20 protein-coding genes are annotated in these 21,971 nt (G+C 39.9%); 8 read left to right on the top strand and 12 right to left on the bottom strand.

Translation table 11 applies throughout. The features are described 5' to 3' along the window. Nucleotides 1–21: 21 nt before the first annotated feature. On the bottom strand, nt 22–1,227 hold the full coding sequence (locus M1D81_RS03545; RefSeq protein WP_456265613.1) for an MFS transporter: 1,206 nt from the start codon (nt 1,225–1,227) through the stop codon (nt 22–24). A 103-nt stretch (nt 1,228–1,330) separates the two neighbouring features. On the opposite strand from M1D81_RS03545, the gene M1D81_RS03540 reads away from it, so the two are divergent. After that, nucleotides 1,331–2,239 carry a LysR family transcriptional regulator gene (locus tag M1D81_RS03540; protein WP_024426663.1) on the top strand — a complete coding sequence of 303 codons (909 nt, stop codon included), beginning with the start codon at nt 1,331–1,333 and terminating at the stop codon, nt 2,237–2,239. Between the two features lie 109 nt (nt 2,240–2,348). Then, nucleotides 2,349–3,499, top strand: a protein-coding gene (locus M1D81_RS03535; RefSeq protein WP_456265614.1) for an IS3 family transposase whose coding sequence is annotated in 2 segments (ribosomal slippage) — nt 2,349–2,622 and nt 2,622–3,499 — 1,152 coding nt in all. Because the reading frame shifts where the segments join, the coding sequence is not laid out codon by codon here. A 64-nt stretch (nt 3,500–3,563) separates the two neighbouring features. On the opposite strand, the gene M1D81_RS03530 is transcribed toward M1D81_RS03535, so the two are convergent. Continuing rightward, nucleotides 3,564–4,043 carry an aminoacyl-tRNA deacylase gene (locus tag M1D81_RS03530; protein WP_024426664.1) on the bottom strand — a complete coding sequence of 160 codons (480 nt, stop codon included), beginning with the start codon at nt 4,041–4,043 and terminating at the stop codon, nt 3,564–3,566. Between the two features lie 145 nt (nt 4,044–4,188). Here M1D81_RS03530 and M1D81_RS03525 point away from each other — a divergent pair, with 145 nt between their 5' ends. Beyond that, nucleotides 4,189–5,388 (top strand): MFS transporter, encoded by a 1,200-nt coding sequence (locus M1D81_RS03525; protein WP_456265615.1) that lies wholly within the window; start codon nt 4,189–4,191, stop codon nt 5,386–5,388. Between the two features lie 17 nt (nt 5,389–5,405). Here M1D81_RS03525 and M1D81_RS03520 read toward each other — a convergent pair whose 3' ends face one another. Further along, nucleotides 5,406–6,137, bottom strand: coding sequence for a MurR/RpiR family transcriptional regulator (locus M1D81_RS03520; RefSeq protein WP_025092658.1), 732 nt, complete (start codon nt 6,135–6,137; stop codon nt 5,406–5,408). A 199-nt stretch (nt 6,138–6,336) separates the two neighbouring features. Between M1D81_RS03520 and M1D81_RS03515 the strand changes: the two genes are divergently transcribed. Further along, complete coding sequence (locus tag M1D81_RS03515) at nt 6,337–7,665, top strand: 6-phospho-beta-glucosidase (protein WP_024424565.1); 1,329 nt, start codon at nt 6,337–6,339, stop codon at nt 7,663–7,665. Nucleotides 7,666–7,708: 43 nt separating this feature from the next. Here M1D81_RS03515 and M1D81_RS03510 read toward each other — a convergent pair whose 3' ends face one another. Next, nucleotides 7,709–8,356: a DUF3885 domain-containing protein gene (locus M1D81_RS03510; protein WP_456265616.1), complete on the bottom strand. Its 648-nt coding sequence runs from the start codon at nt 8,354–8,356 to the stop codon at nt 7,709–7,711. Nucleotides 8,357–8,469: 113 nt separating this feature from the next. On the opposite strand from M1D81_RS03510, the gene M1D81_RS03505 reads away from it, so the two are divergent. The 3 genes from M1D81_RS03505 to M1D81_RS03495 all read left to right on the top strand — a co-directional run bounded on the left by M1D81_RS03505 (nt 8,470) and on the right by M1D81_RS03495 (nt 9,777). Further along, the gene (locus tag M1D81_RS03505; RefSeq protein ID WP_070326795.1) at nt 8,470–8,676 is read left to right on the top strand and encodes a hypothetical protein; all 207 of its coding nucleotides are present in this window, start codon (nt 8,470–8,472) and stop codon (nt 8,674–8,676) included. Nucleotides 8,677–9,079: 403 nt separating this feature from the next. After that, nucleotides 9,080–9,217, top strand: a complete 138-nt coding sequence (locus tag M1D81_RS03500; protein ID WP_456265617.1) for a hypothetical protein — start codon at nt 9,080–9,082, stop codon at nt 9,215–9,217. Nucleotides 9,218–9,405: 188 nt separating this feature from the next. Further along, nucleotides 9,406–9,777, top strand: coding sequence for a hypothetical protein (locus M1D81_RS03495; RefSeq protein ID WP_285707444.1), 372 nt, complete (start codon nt 9,406–9,408; stop codon nt 9,775–9,777). A 53-nt stretch (nt 9,778–9,830) separates the two neighbouring features. On the opposite strand, the gene M1D81_RS03490 is transcribed toward M1D81_RS03495, so the two are convergent. The 7 genes from M1D81_RS03490 to M1D81_RS03460 form a co-directional block, all read right to left on the bottom strand. Continuing rightward, entirely contained in the window at nt 9,831–10,685 is an 855-nt protein-coding gene (locus M1D81_RS03490; RefSeq protein ID WP_456265618.1) for an SMI1/KNR4 family protein, read from the bottom strand. 109 nt (nt 10,686–10,794) lie between these two features. After that, nucleotides 10,795–11,769, bottom strand: a complete 975-nt coding sequence (locus M1D81_RS03485) for a tRNA dihydrouridine synthase (RefSeq protein ID WP_456265619.1) — start codon at nt 11,767–11,769, stop codon at nt 10,795–10,797. A gap of 282 nt (nt 11,770–12,051) precedes the next feature. Continuing rightward, nucleotides 12,052–12,843: a toll/interleukin-1 receptor domain-containing protein gene (locus tag M1D81_RS03480; RefSeq protein WP_456265620.1), complete on the bottom strand. Its 792-nt coding sequence runs from the start codon at nt 12,841–12,843 to the stop codon at nt 12,052–12,054. Beyond that, nucleotides 12,818–13,486: a hypothetical protein gene (locus tag M1D81_RS03475; RefSeq protein WP_456265621.1), complete on the bottom strand. Its 669-nt coding sequence runs from the start codon at nt 13,484–13,486 to the stop codon at nt 12,818–12,820. The genes M1D81_RS03480 and M1D81_RS03475 overlap by 26 nt, the downstream gene beginning before the upstream one ends. Beyond that, nucleotides 13,486–14,688: a hypothetical protein gene (locus tag M1D81_RS03470; protein ID WP_456265622.1), complete on the bottom strand. Its 1,203-nt coding sequence runs from the start codon at nt 14,686–14,688 to the stop codon at nt 13,486–13,488. The genes M1D81_RS03475 and M1D81_RS03470 overlap by 1 nt, the downstream gene beginning before the upstream one ends. A gap of 266 nt (nt 14,689–14,954) precedes the next feature. Then, complete coding sequence (gene rlmD / locus M1D81_RS03465; RefSeq protein ID WP_456265623.1) at nt 14,955–16,337, bottom strand: 23S rRNA (uracil(1939)-C(5))-methyltransferase RlmD; 1,383 nt, start codon at nt 16,335–16,337, stop codon at nt 14,955–14,957. A gap of 61 nt (nt 16,338–16,398) precedes the next feature. Continuing rightward, entirely contained in the window at nt 16,399–17,307 is a 909-nt protein-coding gene (locus tag M1D81_RS03460) for a diacylglycerol kinase (RefSeq protein ID WP_456265624.1), read from the bottom strand. Between the two features lie 181 nt (nt 17,308–17,488). Between M1D81_RS03460 and M1D81_RS03455 the strand changes: the two genes are divergently transcribed. Further along, complete coding sequence (locus tag M1D81_RS03455; protein ID WP_456265625.1) at nt 17,489–18,442, top strand: nucleoside hydrolase; 954 nt, start codon at nt 17,489–17,491, stop codon at nt 18,440–18,442. Nucleotides 18,443–18,670: 228 nt separating this feature from the next. On the opposite strand, the gene M1D81_RS03450 is transcribed toward M1D81_RS03455, so the two are convergent. Then, entirely contained in the window at nt 18,671–21,895 is a 3,225-nt protein-coding gene (locus M1D81_RS03450) for an efflux RND transporter permease subunit (protein ID WP_456265626.1), read from the bottom strand. Nucleotides 21,896–21,971 lie beyond the last annotated feature (76 nt).

Here is a 21,971-nt window from a genome sequence, read left to right as displayed (position 1 = left end):
GTTTTTTGTATAATGCTTGATTTATGACGCAGGATCAGAAGAAACATGCAGCTCCCTGCCTCTTGCCCACATGCTGACAAGCAATAAGCTTATGATGAGCATCAGCCAAAAGACGCTGCTTGATCCAAAAAACTGAATCATCGTATACCCGCACAAGGGTCCTAAAGCCGCTCCCATATCTTGAACAAAGGAATAGCTTGCGAGGAAGCGGTTTTTATCTGTTTGAGCAGACGCTTTTTGAAAAGCAAGCGTATCCGTTAATGTCGTTAAGATTGTTGAGAGCAGCTGGATCAAAAGCAGCATCACAAGAAACCAGCCGCTTACCTTCAGCATGACCGCCAGAAAACTGAGACCTCCAAATGAAAGAAACATCCAGCAAAGCGTTCGTTCCTTCATCACAAGCCCATCAAACCATCTGCCCGTTTTTGGTGCTACAAATGGTTCCCACCCCCATCTGAGCGCTTGAATGATTCCACTTAAAGCCGAAGCTCCGATGACAAAGCCGAACAGAGCAAATTCTCCATGACCGATCCTTGCTTCAATGACATGGCTGAGTGTTGATGCGAATAACCCTTGGATCACAAGTGCGATCAGCATACCTGTCATTAATACTTTTACAACATCCTGTGCAAGCCACCTCTGTTTGATGACTTGATACACCTGCCCCTCTTCTCTCTTTTCAATCTCATCCAAAGAGACATAAAAAATGATTCCTAGTAATGTGAGTAAACCAAAAACAAGCGTCATGGACTGGAAGCCGATCAGGCTGGCGAATATTCCGCCAAATAACATGCCGAATAAACTGCCAAGCCGGTAAAGCCCATTATAAATACCCGTATAATGCCCTTGAGAGCTTTCCTCCATCTCAGCAATTAATCTCATTCCACTCATACGCAATAACGTCCATGCCAGCCCCCAAGCGCAGCGGCAAATCAGCAGCAGCCAAAAACCGCTCACACCATAAAGCACTGTGGTCACTGATGCAATCAAAATAGCGATCAATACACCGGTCTTCATTGGGACAAACCGATAAAGCCACCAAACGACAGGTGTTAGCGGGATGCGGATGAATCGGTTAATGGACAGCAGCAGCCCGACCTCCCAAATAGATGATAAACCAACCTCTTTCCAATAGATCGGAAGAACAATATAAAGCATTGAATCCCCAATCAGTGCAAATGCTGTGATAAGTGATATTGACACCACTTGCTTTTGACGATGATCCATTTTCCCTTCCCCCTTCGCTATCTTTACAATAAGGGATGCCTTATAATAAATCTAATGAATGTTTTTGATTAAACCATCAAAATAATTGATAGGTGGTGCAAAGTTGAATTTACATGCCCTTCGGATTTTTGCAAAGGTCGCAGAGACAAAAAGCGTTACACAAACAGCAGACGTGCTATCTTTGACACAGCCAGCTGTGACGGCTCAGCTTAGAAGCATTGAAAGTGAGATCGGTTTCCGTCTTTTTAAACGAAATGGCAGAGGCATTACACTTACGGAAATGGGGAAAATTCTATACCCTTATGCCCGGCAAGTGTTCGAGGCTGAAAAAGAAGTAGAATATCAGATCACACTTTTACAAAACGGAAAAAAGGGGCGGCTCCGCATCGCTTCTACCTATGTACCACTCAACTTTTTACTGCCAGATTGGCTTGCTGCTTTTAAAACATCTTCACCACAGACAGAAATTGAATTAAAAAGCGGAAACTCCGCTCAAGTTTTAGAGAGCCTGCTTCAATATGAATCAGATGTGGCCATCGCTGTGATCGAGGATTTGCACCATGAGGAGATTCTCACTTCTCATTTAACGAATTTAAGCTATGATTTTATTGTGCCGGCAGACCATCCGTTAAACGGAAAAACGGTCCCGCTGGAGCGCCTGAGTCAGGAGCCTTTTTTGATGCGTGAAGAAGGCAGTTCCACAAGAGATAAGCTCTTTTCTCTTTTTACCTCGAAAGGAATTAAAAAACCGACCGTTGATTTACAATTCAGCGGTGTTCATGAAGCGATTCAAATGATCAAAGCTGGATATGGCATCACACTTGTTCCCCGTGATGCGGTTCACGGCAGTCTCAAGCGGCAAGAAATTGGGCGCGTGTACATTGAAGGCATTGAGATCGTCAGACCGGTGGTTGTGTGCAAACGGGCGAATGATCTTGAAGAAAATAGAACCGTGGATGCCTTCCTGCAAATGAAAGGTATCGGTCCATTTACTTCGCCTGCTGCCAATTAAAAAAGTGCCTGCTTCGGGACTGACCCCATAAGATGAGACAAATAAAAAACACCTTCAAGTTTGAAAACGGATCGTTGTGATCCGATATAAAACATGGAGGTGTTTTTCTATGGGGACAAGAGTGAGTTATCCGGTTGAAGTCAAACAGAAGGCTGTAGACATGAGATTGGCAGGCGTACCTATGAAAGAGATCATGCAAGAATTGAATATCAAAAATAAAACGCAGGTTCAAACATGGGTGAGGTGGCATCATGCTGGGGATACACACCGGTTCGAACAGCCTGTTGGAAAACAATATACCCATGGAAAGGGTCCCGAGTACTCTTCCGAATTAGAGAGACTGCGGGCAGAAAATCGCTATCTGAGTCAACAGAATGAAGTTTTAAAAAAGTACAACGAATTGGAAAGGAAGTTGATAAGGAAACGTCAATCAAACTGGTAGAAGAATTGCGCAAAAAGATGACAGTACAGGACATCTGTGTCCATTTAGGCATCTCACGCGCTTCGTTCTATAGATGGAAAAAGAATCTGACTCAGAATCATTCTAAAAGACAACTAGAGAAACAAATCGGCACGTTGTGCCGAGAGCACAAGTATCGATATGGATACCGAAAAATTACAGCCATACTAAAAGTGGGAATGCGTATTAACCATAAAACTGTTCAACGTATCATGCAGAAAAACCATTGGCAATGCCGGGTTAAAATGAAAAAGCGTAAGAAGAATGGGCAGCCCTATGCCGTGGCTGGTAATATACTCGATCGGAACTTTCAGTCTGATCGCCCTCTTGAAAAACTAGTAACGGACATCACGTATTTGCCTTATGGACAGAAACAATTGTACCTTTCCAGTATATTGGATTTATATAATGGAGAAGTGATTGCTTTTACGATTGGTGATAAGCAGGACACAGACTTTATCTTAAACACACTTGATCAGCTCCCAGCACTGCCTGAGAACTGCGTGTTACATAGCGACCAAGGTTCTGTGTATACATCTTACGAGTATCAGAAAGCTGTTCATATAAAAGGCATTACCATGAGCATGTCCCGTAAAGGGACACCCGCTGATAATGCCTCCATCGAATCGTTTCATTCCTCACTAAAGTCTGAAACGTTCTATCTTAACAGCATTGATCGAACTACGACCAACATCGTAGAACGCACTGTCAAAGAATACATTTATTATTATAACAACATTCGTATTCAAACGAAACTAAACAACCAATCACCGATAAACTATCGGCAATTGGCTGTATAAAGGTGTTTTGATCCCTGTCTCAAAAACGGGGGTCAGTCCCTTCTGAAACAGGCACTTTTTTTCTCTATTCAGCTGGCTGCACGATGTCAAACGGTACAGCTTTTGAGGCTTTCACCAATTGTTCTGGGGTGATGAGGATTTCATTTCCCCATTCGCCTGCCCCAACACCTAATATTTCCTCTTCTAATAACGAAGCCTCAATAATGGTGCGGAATCCTTCTGGCTGCCAGCAAAACGGCGGAATCGAACCAATTCGATAGCCCGTCACTTCAAGAACCTTCTCCGGTGAAGCCATTTTAATATTACGGGAGCCGGCCGCTTTCTTGAGTTTCCCTGACTTAATATGCTGGTCAGCGCCAACCATCACAAGCAGCTGCTCCCCTTCTCCTGTTTCAAAAATCAATGTTTTAATCATTTGTCTTTCACGAAAACCAAGAGCTGCCGCTACATTTGCTGCTCCCTTTTCTGTTTCGGCAGAAAATGTTTTGACCTCATATGGGATGCCATGTTTGTCCAAAAAGTCATGTGCCGGTAATTTTTTCAATCGATTGAACCCCTTTCCTTACAATGTCCTTCATTTAGCTTATCACAATCTTCTCATCCTTAAGATGTATTTTTCAAAGAAAAACCTCTGGACACACCATCACCATGCTATACTGAACTTGTTTTTGAAAAGGAGCCGGTTTGATATGGGAAACAAGTTTTGGTGTTATACAAGCAGTAAAAGCCTTCTCATGCTGAGTGATATTTTATTTGTGATGACGATCACGTTTGTCATTTATCAAGATACACAATCTGTTGCCTATGCGGCTGTATTTCCGCTGATTAGAACAATATGCCAGCTATTAGCTGGGCTCTTCTCTCCTGTTTTAACCGATTACTTTCAAGCTGGCCGGCTATTGAAATGGATCCCGCTTTTACGTCTTGGGATGCTCATCGTGTTTACAGCCCAATTTCATTTGTTTCAGCAGCATATGGTCTGGTTGTTTAGTGCGCTTATTTTGATTTCCCTCACAGGCGGGTTCATCAGTCCTTTAATGCAGGCCATCATGCCGATGCTTGTACCAGCAAATCAGCTTGTGAAAGCAAACAGTACAGCGTCCATTTTTCATCAAATGGTTCAAATCGCCGGTTATTCGTTCACTGGAATGCTCGTCCTATGGATCGGGCCATTTTATTTAATGTGGATCACCTGTGTCATGATTGTGTTGTCTTATCTATTATTCATCCCTGTCTTTCCTCTTCTCAAGCAAGAAGAGACGGTTCGAAAAACAAATAAGATGAACAGCTTCAAAGATGGCTGGACGATCATTTGGAGAAATCAAACGGTGCGCACCCTGACCTTTATGGATGTTTGTGAAAATATTGCGGGTGCTGTGTGGATCGGGGCAATTACGCTTGCCTTTGTCACACAAGATTTAAAGCAAGGTGAGGAATGGTGGGGATTTATCAATGCCGCTTATTATACAGGTGCCATCATAGGCGGGCTCTTGGCTGCATGGATGAGTCAGTTTATTCAAAACCAGCTTCTCCTCTATATGGCAGCTGGTTCATTCATTTATGCAGTGCTGACCATTGTCTATTCACTGAACAGCCTGCCGTGGCTTGCTTTGGTGCTTTGTATTTTGATGGGGCCTGCCTACCAAATCCGAGATGTTTCGCAGCAAACCATTCTTCAAACGGAAACGCCAGTAGATGATTTATCAAAGGTGTATTCGGCTCACTACATCCTTTCTTCTGTGTCTGTCGGTTTATCTATTTTCTTTGTTGGATTGATTGCAGATGCATACGGGGCGAGGTCTGTGTATTTGCTGGGCGGTCTATTTGTGCTCGTTTGTTCCGGCATTGCCATCCTTGCTTTTATGAAGCAGAAAAAAGAGAGCAGCTGATGGATGCAGCGGCTCTTTTACTTTTCTTTTAACATCGCAAACATGTTACGAGCCATGGCTTCTAAAATATACACAACTGGCGTCTGTGTGGTGATATTGGCTCTGTGGACCCGTTCATCTGTGACGTAGTAGGCAATATTTAAATCTGAAATGCGCGAAATCGTGCAGTGCTGGTTATTCGTAATACTAATGATCTTGCTGCCTTCTCTTTTTAACTTCGAAATATGATCAATCGTAATACTGTTCTCCCCTGATACTGACAGCACAATGGTGACACTATTGTCTAAATACTGCATATTCATCGGGAAAAACGGATCGTTGATATAAAATGAAAATTTCTCAAGACTTGAAAAGTACCTCGCCCCATACTGCGCCAAAATGCCAGAACTGCCAGTTCCGATAAACAGCACATTTTTTGCCTCAGCAATGAGCTTCGCGGCCTCCTTAATTTTCCCCTCAAAGTCTCCCTTCAATGTTCGTTCAATAAATTCATATAGAAAGTGCTGTGTGCTTTTTAAAGAAGGTGTCTGCTCTGATTCTAAATACATTTTGAGCTTCACTTTAAACTCTGAAAAGCCTTCACAATTTACTTTTCGGCAAAAGCGGAGGACAGACGAAGTGGAAATATGCGCAGCATCTGCAAGGTCTCGAATTCTCATGTACACGACCTTTTCACTGTTTTCCATGATATATCGGTATAAAGCGCTTTCTAGTTCATTAAAGCTGGAAATGACCTCACTTGAAAACATCTGACTTCCCCTTTCTCCAACTACATGTCACAATGTGTTTCTTTTATGTAACAAATCTCTAAATAGGGCACCCTTGCCTAAAGACACTGAAGTCATTTACGCACATGATGCTCTCACGATAAGCTATAGATGTACAAACAAGAAAAAAGACTTTTCTCTATTATAACATTGCGCGTTACATTATTCGGAGGTGCAGAACATGGCAAAAGGATTAAAGGTTGTCACAATTGGCGGAGGATCAAGCTATACACCAGAGCTTGTAGAAGGATTTATTAAACGATACGATGAATTTCCGATTAGCGAGCTTTGGCTCGTTGATATTGAAGCGGGAAAAGAAAAGCTTGAGATCGTCGGAAATCTTGCAAAACGCATGGTCAAAAAAGCAGGGCTCCCAATCGAGGTTCATTTAACATTAGATCGCAGGAAAGCACTTGTAGATGCTGATTTTGTCACAACACAATTCCGTGTCGGACTTCTTGAAGCACGTATGAAAGATGAACGCATTCCTTTAAAATATGATGTCATTGGTCAAGAAACAAATGGGCCAGGAGGTCTATTCAAAGGACTTCGCACCATTCCTGTCATTCTTGATATTGTCAAAGATATTGAAGAGCTTTGCCCGAATGCATGGCTTGTGAATTTCACAAATCCAGCTGGTATGGTCACTGAAGCCGTTCTTCGTTATTCAAACCATCGTAAAGTCGTTGGTTTATGTAACGTGCCGATCGGCATTCGCATGGGAATCGCCAAAGGGCTTGGTGTCGACGCAAGCAGAGTCGAAGTCAGCTTTGCTGGATTAAATCATATGGTCTTTGGACTCAATGTATTCTTAGATGGCAAAAGCATCATGGATCAAGTCATCGAAGACATGGCTGATCCAAACTCCAGCATGTCGATGAACAACATTCAAGCGATTCCGTGGGATGCTGATTTCTTAAAAGGGCTTGGCGTCATTCCTTGTCCGTATCACCGTTACTACTACAAAACAAGTGATATGCTGGCTGAGGAAAAGAAAGCAGCAGCAAATGAAGGAACACGTGCTGAAGTCGTTCGCGCATTAGAAAATGATTTGTTCGAGCTTTACAAAGACCCTGATCTCGACATCAAGCCGCCACAGCTTGAAAAACGAGGCGGTGCCTACTACAGTGATGCAGCTTGTAACTTGATTGCATCCATTTATAATGACAAGCATGACATTCAGCCTGTAAACACCATTAATAACGGGGCTATTAGTGACATTCCAAATGATTCTGCGGTTGAACTCAACTGTGTGATCACAAAAGACGGTCCAAAACCAATCGCTGTTGGTGAAATGCCGGTCGCTGTCAAAGGACTTATTTCTCAAATTAAATCTTTTGAACGTGTAGCTGCTGAAGCAGCTGTGACAGGCGATTACAACACAGCTCTTGTCGCAATGACCATCAACCCGCTTGTCCCATCAGATGCCATTGCAAAAAGCATCCTAGATGAAATGCTAGAAGCTCACAAAGAATATTTGCCACAATTCTTCAATAAAGTAGAAGCATAAAACTGTCTACACGCTGACCGCACTTGTCGAAAGTGCGGTTTTTTTATTTGCCTGCAAACAGCCGGTCCATCTTAGGACGATCATAGTCTAATAGCCAGTGCTGCAAGCCTTCATAGACTGGGCGTAGACGCTCAGCATCTGCCGCAATGAGATCACAGCCCCGATCATCATATAAGTGAAAAATCATTTTTTTCGAGAGATTCATTAGGTAAATTTCATATCCCAGTTTTCCCTTCAAGATTTGATTCGACGCATAGAAGTCTTCCTGGCATATCGCATGGAGAAGCGGACGCAATCGAATATCTTGCAGCTGGCATTTGAGTGTAAATCTCTCTAATGTCAGTGAATCTTCTAAATCTGGACATACATAAGTCAAAAGCTCGTGGCGCAATCTATTCCTTACTTGCCGATGCACATATTTTTGATAAACCAGGAGCTTATGCTTCGTTAATTCATGTTCATGATCTGTATACACATCCGTCACAAGCAGCATCTCGTCTTCTGGATCAAAAGCATATTTCACAATCTCTAAAGCACGATCTCCCGCTTTTCCTAATACAACCGATTCTTTTCCTAATGACCAATCTGCCACTTCAAACCGAAGCCCAAGAGGCCACCCATAAAAAAGAGGCGGCGTGAGGACAAGATGAGGAAAATGATTTTTTAGAAACATATTTATTTGATCACTCATTTGCTTTCCTTTCACTCGTTTTATCTTTCATTTTACAGTTGAAACATATAGAAAAACAATTGGAAATAAACTGTCATTTCTTATATGATAGAAAGAGATGGAGGTGTGGCCAATTGAAAACATCAAAATGGTTTTTACAAGTGTTCCTTACAGCACTGATCACCATGTGGATACAGGCTGGACTTGATCAGGCGAACATCATTCAGATCACCAATGTATGGGTCGATGTCAGCAGCTGGATCCTGATCTTCTTTGTCATCTACGCACTTTTTGAATGGACAGCTCACGTCTTAGCAAAACGAAAAACTGCTCTCCGCTGAACATCTCTTTTCATAGAGATGTTTTTTCTTGAAACTCTTCTTGCACCAGTTCATGAATGACACCCATTCCTGCCTGGCTTCCAGCTGCTGCTGGAAGAACTAACTGAGCAGGACCGCCTAAATTATCACCACATGCAAAGACACCACTGACGGTTACGGTTGTACGTCCAAAGAGTATCTGTTTTCAGTTAAAACACTGTCACGGGTCTCTAATTAATCGAGAGGGGCTATTGAAATCGTCTACTTTATTTTCTATAGGGATCAATTATGAAAGTTTGATAATAAATAACCCTATTGAATTATTTATATGAAATTCCAAAAATAGTACGGTATTAAAAAGATACAAGGGAATTCATCTTATTTAGGCAACTGAAAATAAAGGATTGCATGAGGGGGATTTGTTTTGATATTTGTAGGAATTGCGATTTTAATCATGTTATTCGCTTGTTCTTCCACGATCGAAAAGACATTGAAGAACATGGAGAAGCAAAACGAAACAATTATTAGACTTCTAGAGGAATTGAATAATAAAAACAAATAACAACAATAACGACCTAAAAATCCGTAAGAGATTATGCAGTCACCTTACGGGTTTTTTATGTGATCAGTAGAAAAAAGCAAGTGGCGCGAATCTGCACCACTTTTCATTCCACATTTCACATTTCCTTCCGATAATAGAAGTAAGCACGAAATAAAGTTTTGATTGAGAACTAGAAGGAGTGAAGAAAAATGTCAGATCAACAGCACAATGCAGCACACGAAGAAGAAGAGGAATTTAACGTATACGACATGCTTCCGCCCGCAGGTACAATCATCGGAGAAGCAACAGAAGAAGAAATGGAAGCCGCAGCAGCACTTGAAGTGAGACATGTCGCGTTCATGCGCCTTCAAGATATGTTCATTCAATTTGATGGCTCATCTTACAAAGACTTATTAAAAGACTTTCAAGAATTCGAAATGGATTCCACAAAATTCTGGAGAGCGATTGCTAGACGTCTTCAAATTCCGTACGAATGGCCAATCCGAATCGACCACGCAAACGGCCCTATTTATATTGGTGAAACAGAGGATAGCCGTGAGGTTGAGGAAAGTGCAGAGTAAGAAAATGGCGGCCCCCTTTTGGTAAGGGGGTCTATTTTTAAAATGATAGATAATTATTCCTCTAAATCAAATTCCAATGCGATTGATATATTAAAGGCAATTTGGTGCATTTCATCTATTTCTGATTGACTCAAATGCTTTGCAAAACAACGTGCATTCTCGACAACATCAGCATGCTGCTTAATCATCTCTTCATTCAATATAAAAATAGTATTGATTGCCCAGCCAACAGCCGTTAACATTTCTTCGTCCTGAAGGGTATCCATATATGTTTCTACTTCAGAAAAAATCCACTTAACATCATCTATTTGTTCCACTTGAAAATTCGAGATTTTTGAAAGCCGTTCAGGGTCTTTAGTTAAGAATATGCCTTTCACCTCTTCTTTTGATAACGGCGGATTCTGCTTTTCATATTCAGCCTGCCACTCTTCATCTGACATCCCATCTTCTAAGCTATCCTCTGCGGTATAATGCCCAGCAAGCAGCTCATCAAACGAATCCGCTAATTTAAAATCCGTCTCATCTTCTAGATCAAAGTAGTGAATCGGCGGATGCTCCTTTGTTTCTCTGTAATCCAATGCAATCCACGTATGACCATCCCCACAAATGAGCACAAGTCCCTCAGGCAATTCCCATTCTTCTATTAAATAATCACTATCCATAATGCCTTCATTCTTGGCAATTCCTCTTAAATGATCAAATGACACATGATCCTCTGCCCATCCATTCGGCTGGTCCGTTGGAAAAGCGTTATGCAGGGTATACCCGCCATTTTGTTCGAGAATCAGTTTTTTATATGTATCTGGCAAGATGACGCCTAGCTTCTTTTCCGCTTTTGCAATGCCTTTCTCATTGATTTTCTTAAACGTTTCTTCGCTTTCTCTGTCTTTATCCCAAAATGGTTTCAAATACAATACCTCCAATTGTTATTTCTATCTCATTTTACCATTTAAGAGAACTAGTTTAATAGTCCTATTTATAAAAAAAGAGAAGGGTTCGCCCCCCTCCTCTTGTTGGTCATGATTGTTCTTGATTTCTCGCTTCAAATTCATTTAGCATTGCACGCACTTCATCTGTTGATGATGTGTTCATTAATTGATTTCTTAAGAAACTCGCTCCTCTGAATCCTTTTACATAAATCTTAAAGAAACGGTGCAGTGCCTTGAATGGACGCAAGCCTAGTGATGAGTATTGATCATGGAGATCAAGATGTAACCTTAAAAGACCAAGCAGTTCATCACTTGTATGCTCCTTCGGCTCTTTTTCAAAAGCAAATGGGTTATGGAAAATCCCACGCCCAATCATCACTCCGTCCACTCCATACTGCTTAGCGAGCTTTAAGCCTGTTTGACGATCAAGAATATCACCATTGATTGTCAAAAGCGTATCAGGTGCTACTTCATCACGAAGTTTTTTGATCTCAGGAATGAGCTCCCAATGCGCATCCACCTGGCTCATTTCCTTTCTTGTGCGAAGATGGATCGATAAATTCACAATATCTTGCTCCAAAATGTGTCGAAGCCATCCGCGCCATTCATCAACCTCAGTAAAACCAAGTCTTGTTTTGACGCTGACAGGTAATCCCCCAGCTTTTGCTGCTTGAATCAGCTCTGCCGCAACGTCTGGACGAAGAATCAAGCCGCTGCCCTTCCCATTTTGCGTGACATTCGGGACAGGACAGCCCATATTAATATCAAGCCCCTGAAATCCCATTTCCGCCATTCCAATGCTCATTTGTCTAAAGTTCTCAGGCTTGTCTCCCCAAATATGAGCAACAATCGGCTGCTCATCCTCTGTAAACGTTAAACGCCCCTTCACACTTTGAATACCATCAGGATGGCAATAGCTCTCACTGTTCGTAAACTCTGTAAAAAACACATCCGGTCTCGCCGCCTCACTCACAACATGACGAAACACAACATCTGTCACTTCTTCCATTGGTGCTAATATAAAAAATGGCCGCGGTAAATCACGCCAGAAATTTTTACTCATCTTTCATCCAATTCCTCTCATGACATAGCGCCTAAAGGGCATGTCCTTCTGTAAATTCTTTCAGAAATTTTTATCATTATATACTTTAATATGAACCGTGCAAAATTGCAAAATATTATAATCTATGAGAAGAAAGAATCGTTTGATATAAAAAAATACCCAACATTGGATATTAGATTGATCGAATATTCCAATGTTGGGGTATTTAATATTTTTTATGCATAAATTCTACAAATATTCTCGAAGTATTTTAGATAAGGAAATTTCCGAATTTTAATGTAATCACTTTTTCCATATTTTTTTTCCTGTCTCTAATGGAAGTCCTCTAATAATTTCTCTAAATGCTTCAAGTTGAGAAGTCGGTTCTTTATATACATATTTTTTTAATAAAGAAGGAATTTCACCTGTATATCCATCATGATCTTTTATTGCCAAAGTAATAATGGCAAACTTGTCACCCTTTTCTCTTTGTTCATCTATGGCATAATCAACTTCATCCTCTAAATAATCTTCATCTTTAAATGCAGAGGTTACAAAAAAAACAGCCGCACATGACTCTTTAAATCCTTCATATATTCCTCTATTCAATTTTGTTCCTGCAACCATAGCATCTTCATCTAGCCATGGATCAAATCCTAGCTCTTTTAGCAGTTGAAAATACTCTCTAACTAAGGGTTTATCTGCACCTTTATGGCTCAGAAATATTTTTTTCGGGGAATTCACTTCTATTTCTTTTTTTGTGGCAGAGAAACTAACTATAAATTTTGAGTCATCCAAAGCTGGTTCGTAGTTAGGTTTTAGAGAAATATAGCTTTTCATCCATTTACATTCTTCAAAAACTTTAAAGTTTCTTTTTATTTTCTCAAGGTCAAATATAAAGGAATCGTCCTCCACATTAACCCAATCAAATTGTTTACACAAACTACTGACCTTCAATAGATACTCTTTCTCTGGTATGTGTTTTAAATTTAAAATAAAATCTATTGATATCCCATCATATTCATGCCATGGTTGATTCCCCGACTCTTGGAGTTGGTAACTATTATTATCAGTTTCTATTGTTATTTTTCTCATCAGTTTCTCCTTCACAACTGTTTGTTCTATAAATAAACTCTGAAAAATTCATAATTAATTTCTGGTATGTTGTTAAATCGATATAATCACTGAATTGAATTACATTAGGGTACCTAAGAGTTAATACTGCATTTGTTTTAATTGGCTGAATTTTAAAGTATTTAATGTGTATATCTTTAAAATTAATGATATCCATAAACTCGAATGTTTTATTTATAAAACTGCCAATAAATATATCTTCGTCAAACTCAGAAATATCTCTACCTTCAATTTTTATTTCTAATAGATTCTCACTAAAACCACCATTAAAAATTAATTGAATGAAAGATTTGTTCGTTAAACTTACCTTAGAAATATATTTACTTAATTTCGACTCAATTTTTTCCAAAAAATCTAAATTTTCAAATACATTTTCAACAAATATCCACATTAAATTATTGACGACAAAAATTTGCACTTGTTCTTTGGTTGAGAAAGACCAATTGCTACTCTGATCTTTTTCACTTGATATATTTAAGTTAAAATATATTCCCTCATCTATTTGAATTTCTTCTATAACTTGATTAAAAATTTCGCAAAATTTTTTCTGGTCATTTAATACGTATAGCATTGCTTCATAAAAAAAATTATCATTTGTCATCATTAACAAAGTCCTAACAGTTTTTTTATGTAATCCTCATTTCTTAATTGTGATTGACCATAATTAGATATAAAAACAGTAGTAAGCTCAATATAAGCTTTTTTAATTAAATTTCTAATATTATAGTCACTATTTTTTATAAAAATCCTAAGAGAACTTTTTCTATCATTAATCATACCTACTGTTACAAGTTGTTTACTAATGTGCCCCTCATTATCAGTATGATTATACTCAATTATAAACTCAATATCATAAATAATCCTATTATTAAGTATTAAATCTTTCACAACTCTATTTTTCAGCAAATCTCCCCCGCCATAATTTTGAGAAACTATTTTAGATTTTGCATCACTTCTGTTAATTGTATCTTCATGATCAAGAGTGATATTTACACATTCAAACCCACTAAATGAAGAACTTGATGTATTTAATTCTAATAATATGTCTAATAATTTAATGGTATTTGGATGAACCGAATTCTCTTGGGTAGCTTTCGTTAGTTCATCATTAAAAGTAAGACTTAAATTTCGGCTCAACTTTGGGGGTGTGATATAGAGTTTCTCTATTTCTAATAAATCTTCCAGAAAAGATTTAATTATTGTTTTTATCGCATTATAAATTACAGTATTTGTAGTTTTCACGTATACAATACTTTTATCAAAATGTATCTCAACCTTAGCCCTTTTTTCATCATTATACTTTATACTAAACATACTTTCTTGGTCAAAAATAAACTTATCTGTATGTTTTGTTACTAAAAACTTAGCACTCTGATGATTAATTTCTAAAAAATCAATCCTTTTATTATCCATAACCTCATTCCATTTTTTCAAAAATGACTCTAGACCTTCTTTGTTAACATTCGTGGATTTAGCTTCGTATGAAAAAAAGAAGCCGTCAGTACTATCAATATCAGGATTAAAAGCCTGACTTCTAAATTCATTAAATACACCTTCGTTAAATATGCCATTTTTAAAACAGAATATGAGGTATTCTATTAATTCTTTTTTTTTCTTTAATCTATTATGATCAATAGAAATTTTAAAACTACTTATAATATTTAAAATCTCAACTTGATTTAGCGTATTTAACGAATGAATAAGAGTCGTTAATTGTTCATCTGTAGGTTTAAATTTAGTAACCTTATCAGATTCCATAACTTTTTCAATGTTAATATTTACTATATCATTTATATTTTTAGCCATTATTTCCTCTCCTACTCTTCATAAGTATAATTATAACATATTTTTACCAAAAAAACCAATTTCGAAAGGTAGTGTTGTAGTGATCTTGATTGAGTATCGAATAAAAGTTTTAACCTCTAGTTTTCTGTAAGTGTCACCATTATAATCAAGAATAAGAGTGGAGTGAATTTTGATTATACAAGTAGCTTAAAGATCATAAGTTTTTTCAAATAGTAGTACCTTTAACTAAATCACTAAATACTTTTCTTTTAACAAATTGTTATAACTCAAAGGATTTTTATAACTAATTGTGTAACACACTCCACATGACTCGTATGCGGAAACATATCCACAGGCTGCACTTCCTCTGTCACATACCCGCCATCTTCAAGAATACGTAAATCACGGGCAAGCGTCCCTGGATTACAGGACACGTAAACAACTCGTTTTGGCTTCATCTTTAAAATGGTGTCAAGCAGTGCTTCGTCACAGCCTTTTCTTGGCGGATCAACGACTAATGTATCTGCTTTGATGCCTTCTTTGTACCAATTCGGAATAACCGCTTCTGCTTCACCGACTGCGAATTCAACATTGTTGATTCCGTTTAAGGCAGCGTTGCGTTTTGCGTCTTCAATTGCTTCTGGAACAATTTCAACCCCATAAACTCTGCCTGCTTTTTGTGCGAGAAATAAGGAAATCGTACCGATTCCGCAGTAGGCATCGATGACGGTTTCTTCACCTTGCAGCTCTGCATATTCAAGCGCTTTGTCATAAAGCACCTTTGTTTGAGCTGGGTTCACTTGATAAAATGAGCGGGCTGAAATGGCAAATTTGATGTCGCCAATCGTGTCATAAATGTATTCTTCGCCCCATAAAACGGTTGTTTCGTCTCCGAAAATGACATTTGTTTTCTTTGAATTCACGTTTTGTACAATTGACCGAACGTGTGGGAAGCGTGCTATAATCTGCTCAATCACCTGCTGCTTTTGCGGAAAATCAGCCGTTCTAGTAACAAACACAACCATCATTTCACCTGTTGCAATACCGTAGCGAACCATCACATGACGCAGCCAGCCTTTGTGCCGCTCTTCGTTATATGCTTTGATGCCTAACGCATTGCATATGTCTTTTACTGCCTGTACCACTTCGTCGTTTTCTGATTGTTGAATCAAACATTTTTCCATATCAATGATTTCATGGGTACGCTGCTGATAAAACCCTGCAACAAGTCCGCCTTCCCGTTCGCCAACTGGAACTTGTGCTTTGTTTCGGTAATTCCAAGGGTCTTCCATGCCGAGTACAGGATGAACTTTTACACGGCTCATATCAAGCTTGCCGATCCGCTCTAAAACGTCCTTTACTTGTTTCTGTTTAAATAGCAGCTGGCCTTCATAGCTCATATGCTGAATTTGACAGCCTCCGCACTGCTTGTAAATGGGACATGGCGCATCTTGCCTGTGCTGACTTTCCTTTGTCAGCTCCATGAGTCGTCCAAAAGCAAATCCTTTTTTGACTCGTGTGACTTTGATTTTCCCTTGTTCGTCAGGAAGGGCATTCGGTACAAAGACAGGGAATCCTTCAATTTTCGCTACACCTGCACCTTCATGCGTTAAGTCTTCGAAGGTTACATTGTAGTATTCATTCTTTTGAACAGGCGGTTTCATTTTCACCAATTTTATCACCTCATTTGCAAAGAAAAACTTGGCCGCCATAAGGAACCAAGTTCAGTCTTCACCCTATTTTTTCAGCTGTTGCTTTTGGCACAATAAATTCAATATGGCGATACAGGTTTTCAAATTCACCTGGCAGCAAGCCGCCGTATTCACCATCTAAATTCAATTGCATTTTATCCTTTACATCTACCTTCACGCGATTCGCTTTTGCGTAGATGACATTGCTATCATGAATATGCTCGCCTCTGAGTGCAAGGCTGACCACTCGAATGGCTTCTGCTAAATTGACCTTCTTTAGAATAATCAGGTCAAACATCCCATCATCTAAAATGGAATCTGGCGCTAGTTTTTCAAAGCCGCCTACTGAGTTTGTGAGTGAAACAAGAAACAGCATGATTTCTCCATGAAACAATTTGCCGTCATATTCAATTTCGACTTCTGTCGGGCGGATAGAAGGCAGCATCTCCATGCCTTTTAAATAATAAGCAAGCTGTCCAAGCATGGTCTTCAGCTTACTAGGCACCTCATAGGTGAGCTCTGTTAACCGGCCGCCGCCAGCAATATTAATAAAATAATGGCCATTGACTTTACCGATATCAAGCGGCTTCGCTACACCCTCAATAATGGCATCTGTCGCTTTCAAAACACCTTCTCGTGGAATGCCAAGTGCTCTTGCGAAGTCATTTGTTGTTCCAACTGGAATAATTCCTAATTTTGGTCTTTTTTCAAGCGGGGCTAGTCCGTTAACGACTTCATTGATCGTTCCGTCTCCACCTGCTGCTACAATTAAATCAAAATCTCTCTGTGCGGCTTTTTCTGCTGCTTGCGTGGCATCTCCTGCACATGTCGTCGCATGACAAGAAGTTTCATAGCCAGCTTGTTCAAATTTTTGCAAAACCTGCGGTAAATTTCTCTTGAAGAGTTCACGCCCAGATGTCGGATTGTATATAATTCGAGCACGTTTCATTCATCATCATCCTATATTCATTATGCAATCTATTTTCACCACTAACAACCTTTAATTATACTATGAGATTTGAAAATGGCAACAAAACAACCACCTAATATGTGAAATCTCCTAGCACATTTCGCTCAGCAAGAACGCATTCTGATAAGATAAAAGAAAACGCTGTAAAGGATGATATGCGATGAAAAAGCCTGTCTATTTTAATCATGACGGCGGTGTTGATGACCTCGTCTCTTTATTTCTTCTCCTTCAAATGGAACATCTGAAAGTCATCGGAATGTCTGTGATTCCTGCTGATTGTTATTTAGAGCCTGCTCTCAGTGCATCTCAAAAAATCATTGATCGATTCAGCCCTTATGAAATTGAAGTCGCTGCTTCAACTTCTAGAGGCGTCAATCCGTTTCCGAAGGAGTGGCGCATGCATGCTTTTTATGTAGATACCCTGCCGATTTTAAACGAAAAAGGCACTGTTGATACAAAGGTGTCCAAGCTGCCAGCACACCTTCATCTGATTGAAACGGTTAAGAAGTCAAAAGAACCTGTCACCCTGCTCTTTACTGGTCCGCTCACAGATCTTGCACGCGCTCTAGAAGAAGATCCTTCAATCTCTAATAAAATTGAGAAATTGGTGTGGATGGGCGGCACGTTCCTTGAAAAAGGCAATGTTGAAGAACCCGAGCATGACGGTACAGCAGAATGGAATGCCTTTTGGGATCCTTATGCTGTGAGTACTGTCTTTCAGGAAGCGTTTCCTATTGAAATGGTCGCGCTTGAAAGTACAAATCAAGTCCCGCTTACACTTGATGTACGTCAGCGCTGGGCTTCCCTTCGTTCTCATATTGGAATAGATTTTATCGGTCAGTGCTACGCCTTTTGTCCGCCGCTCATTCATCATGAAACCAATTCGACGTATTACTTATGGGATGTGCTGACAACGATTACTCTTGCTTCTACATCATTTACCCGTTCAAAAGAAGTGAATGCGATCGTTTATACCGAGACGCCTAGACAAGGTCGCACTGAAAAGCATCCAGATGGAAAATCAATTCAAGTGATTGACCATGTCGATCGTGATGCCTTTTTCCACGCATTTGAAGAGCTTATGAGAAAAGCTGTTTGTCAGATTTCAAAATAAAAAAAGCCCCGCTCATTGGCGGGGCTCAGCGTGTAGACAAACCCTTGCATTCGGTGTCAGGTCTGCGCTCCGGTACTCACGAATGTTAAATTCGCTCCGTTCCAGTGCTCGCCCTTCCTAGACTTCAAAGGTTTTCAAACACGCTGAAAAGAAGACAAAGGGCTAAAATCAAGTTCATTTTAGCCCTTTGTCAACAATCTAAGCCCCGCTCATTGGCGGGGCTTCCTCTTACTCTTCTTCTGCGTACTTTTTCTTACGTCTAAACTTGCTTAACATTTCATACACGATTGGAACGATAACCAATGTGAGAAGTGTAGAACTTGTTAAACCGCCAATTACGGTAACACCAAGTCCTTTTGATACGATCTGGCTTCCGCCTTCAAATCCTAATGCGAGTGGCAGCAGTGCACCAATTGTCGCAAGTGCCGTCATTAAGATTGGACGTAATCTTGTTGTACCTGCTTCAAGTAGCGCTTCTCTTGTTGAGAGGCCTTCTTGTTCTTTATGAATCACTCGGTCAATCAAGACAATGGCATTAGTAACAACGATACCGATCAGCATGAGCAATCCAATCATGGCATTTAAGCTGATGGTTTCTTTTGCTATAAACAATCCAAGCAGCGCACCAATAATCGTAAATGGCAGTGAGAAGAGAATCGCAAATGGTGCAAGACCTCCGCCAAATGTGATGACGAGAACGAGATACACAATGGCAATCGCTGCAAGCATTGCAAGGCCAAGCTGTGTAAAGGATTCTTGGATATCCGCACTTACGCCGCCTGTGTCAATCGTTACGCCAGATTTTAGATCAAGCTTGTCGACTTTCTTCTGAACATCCTGCGTTACACTTGAGACGTCGTCTGTTGTCATGTCACCAGACACTTCTGCGTAGATTTTCCCATCACGTTTTGTCACCGTATTTGCTGTCGTACCATCTTTTACTTTGACGACATCACCAATTCGGACTTCTTGCCCTGTTGGTGTGGTGATCTTTTTATTTTCTAAATCTTTTTTGCTCTTATATTCATCTTTTTCCGTTTGAAGCTTCACATCAAGTTCTTTGCCGTCCTCTGTGACTTTCGTCAGTGTTGTTTCACTATTTTGAGGTGCAATCGCTTGAGCGATTTGTGAAGCAGTTAGACCTAGTTTCGCCAGTTTTTCTTGATCTGCATTAAACGTATATTCGTCGTATTTCTCAGATAAGCTTGTGCTGACATTTTTCAGGTTTTTCTCATCTTTTAAGATGTTCTCAACATCTTTTACTGTGCCTTCAATATCACTTGCTTTGTCCCCGTACACATAATATGTCACGGTATTATTTGCACCAGCAGATGAGAAGTTTTGTGATTTCCATTCCCCTTTAGATGCTTTGTCTTGAAGGGCTTTGACCACGCGGTCTTTTTCTTTATCAAAGTTTGGCGTGTCATCATCATATTGTACGAAGAATAACGCACCGTTAGAGTTACCGCCAACACTTGCTGTCATAGCATTTGAAGAGCCTAGTGAATACTGAACTGTATTGACATGGTCACGTTTCATCAAATATTCTTCAGCTTTTTTCGTTTCATCAATTGCTTGCTCTCTCGTTTGTCCAGGTTCAGGTGTATATGTCACCATGGCCGTTTTCTCTGCTTCCTGTGGTAAGAAGCTGACACCGACAAGTGGTGCTAAAAATAAGCTTCCGACAAGCATAAGAATGGCAATTCCTGATGTGATCCATTTATGGTTGAGTGTCCAATTAAGTACACGTCTATAACCGCCAGCAAGCTTGCTTGGTTTATGTTCTTTTACCTTTTTCGCTGTGCCGTACAGGTTCTTTTTAAATAGAGTGTGTGCCATCATTGGAACAATTGTAATAGCGACAAGCAGTGAAGCAAGTAACGCAAACACAATCGTTAAGGCAAATGGGATGAATAGTTCACCAATCATTCCACCTACTAATGCTAGCGGTAAGAATACCGCAATTGTCACAATCGTCGAAGACATGATTGGGATAAACATTTCTTTTGTGGCTTCTCTGACGAGTGCCTTGCCTTTTAACGGTTCATCCTTTAATGCCATTCGTCGATAGATGTTTTCTATGACCACTATCGAGTCATCGACAACACGCCCGATGGCGACGGTCATGGCACCAAGTGTCATAATATTTAACGTGATATCCAGCTGATTTAATATTAAAACAGCAATCAACAGAGATAACGGAATGGAGATGACCGAGATTAATGTTGATTTGATATCTCTCAGGAACAAGAGAATGATAATGATCGCAAAGATCGCTCCGATGATCGCCTTGTTCAGCATTGTGCTGACAGACTCTTTAATCGGTTCTGCTTGATCGTATGTGGTGCTTACATTGATGCCTTTGTTGTCTTTTTTAAATTTCTCAAGCTCTTTTGTCACTTCTTCTGCTACACTCACTGTGTTGGCATCAGAGCCTTTGACAATTTGCAGACCGATACTGTCTTTTCCATTCGTTCTAGAGATCGATTCTGCATTTTTTACGACTTTAATATCTGCTATCTCAGATAGCTTGATCGTCGGCAGCTCTACAGATTGACTGCTTGCTGCACCTCCACCTGCTTGCTGCTGAGCTGCTGCTTGCTGCTGACTTGCACTTCCAGCCTGCTGCTCCGCACCTTGCGCACCTGGGTTTTCTGAGCCGTTAGAAGGTGCTCCAGCTCCAGCGCTTCCCGCACCGCCGCCTGCACTTGGTGTGACTGGAATACGCATGTTTTTCAAATCTTTGACGCTTAAAATATTACCGTCCACGACAACTGATTTTTGTTTGTTGCCAAATGTGTATAGACCTAATGGTACATTCACATCAGAGCCTTTGATCATGTTTTGAACGGTATCTTCATCTAGACCGTATTCTTTCAATTTCTTTTGTTTAAACGAAAATTCTACTTCTTTGATTTGCTGTCCTGACGTTTCGACAGAAGAGACACCGTCTAATCCTTGAAGTGAAGGAACGAGATCGTTTTCTACTTTTTGTGTAAGGTCTTGTAATGATTCTTTATCACCAGAGACGCTAAGGGCTAGGATTGGAATCGCATTAATACTAAAGCGGGCGATTTTAGGTTTTTCTGCATTTTCAGGGAAATCGATATTGCTAATCGCATCTTCAATTTCCTTTTTTGCTTCATCCATGTCTTTGTTGTAATCGTACTCGATTTGAATAGATGATGCATTTTCAAAAGAATTAGAAGTGACTACGCTGACCCCATTGAGGTTTTGAATCGACTTTTCAATTGGATCTGTCACCTTATCTGATACTTCGTCCGGCGTTGCGCCAGGGTACGTTGTAGAAACCGTAATGACTGGCGTGTTGATATTCGGGATTGATTCTTGTTTCATATTCAATCCGGCATATAGACCAGCAACTGTTACGATAATCGTCATGAGCCATACAGCGAACTTATTCTTTAATACAAAATTGATGATCGAATTCATTATATCCTCCATTTTCTTTATGTATTGACTGACTGGTCATTCTATATCATAATAAACGGTGATATACAATGCCGTC

Source organism: Bacillus sp. JZ105, from assembly GCF_053903125.1.
Note: the sequence above shows the minus strand (reverse complement) of the source record. Positions and strands in the feature narration are given on the sequence as shown.

Excerpts from the sequence above, each read along its gene's own strand:
- M1D81_RS03495 (WP_285707444.1), top strand. The coding sequence starts at position 9,406 with ATGTCAGATCAACAGCACAATGCAGCACACGAAGAAGAAGAGGAATTT.
- M1D81_RS03475 (WP_456265621.1), bottom strand. The coding sequence starts at position 13,486 with ATGATGACAAATGATAATTTTTTTTATGAAGCAATGCTATACGTATTA.
- M1D81_RS03455 (WP_456265625.1), top strand. The coding sequence starts at position 17,489 with ATGAAAAAGCCTGTCTATTTTAATCATGACGGCGGTGTTGATGACCTC.
- M1D81_RS03515 (WP_024424565.1), top strand. The coding sequence starts at position 6,337 with ATGGCAAAAGGATTAAAGGTTGTCACAATTGGCGGAGGATCAAGCTAT.
- M1D81_RS03525 (WP_456265615.1), top strand. The coding sequence starts at position 4,189 with ATGGGAAACAAGTTTTGGTGTTATACAAGCAGTAAAAGCCTTCTCATG.
- M1D81_RS03510 (WP_456265616.1), bottom strand. The coding sequence starts at position 8,356 with ATGAGTGATCAAATAAATATGTTTCTAAAAAATCATTTTCCTCATCTT.
- M1D81_RS03520 (WP_025092658.1), bottom strand. The coding sequence starts at position 6,137 with ATGTTTTCAAGTGAGGTCATTTCCAGCTTTAATGAACTAGAAAGCGCT.
- M1D81_RS03480 (WP_456265620.1), bottom strand. The coding sequence starts at position 12,843 with ATGAGAAAAATAACAATAGAAACTGATAATAATAGTTACCAACTCCAA.
- M1D81_RS03460 (WP_456265624.1), bottom strand. The coding sequence starts at position 17,307 with ATGAAACGTGCTCGAATTATATACAATCCGACATCTGGGCGTGAACTC.
- M1D81_RS03485 (WP_456265619.1), bottom strand. The coding sequence starts at position 11,769 with ATGAGTAAAAATTTCTGGCGTGATTTACCGCGGCCATTTTTTATATTA.
- M1D81_RS03545 (WP_456265613.1), bottom strand. The coding sequence starts at position 1,227 with ATGGATCATCGTCAAAAGCAAGTGGTGTCAATATCACTTATCACAGCA.
- M1D81_RS03450 (WP_456265626.1), bottom strand. The coding sequence starts at position 21,895 with ATGAATTCGATCATCAATTTTGTATTAAAGAATAAGTTCGCTGTATGG.
- M1D81_RS03470 (WP_456265622.1), bottom strand. The coding sequence starts at position 14,688 with ATGGCTAAAAATATAAATGATATAGTAAATATTAACATTGAAAAAGTT.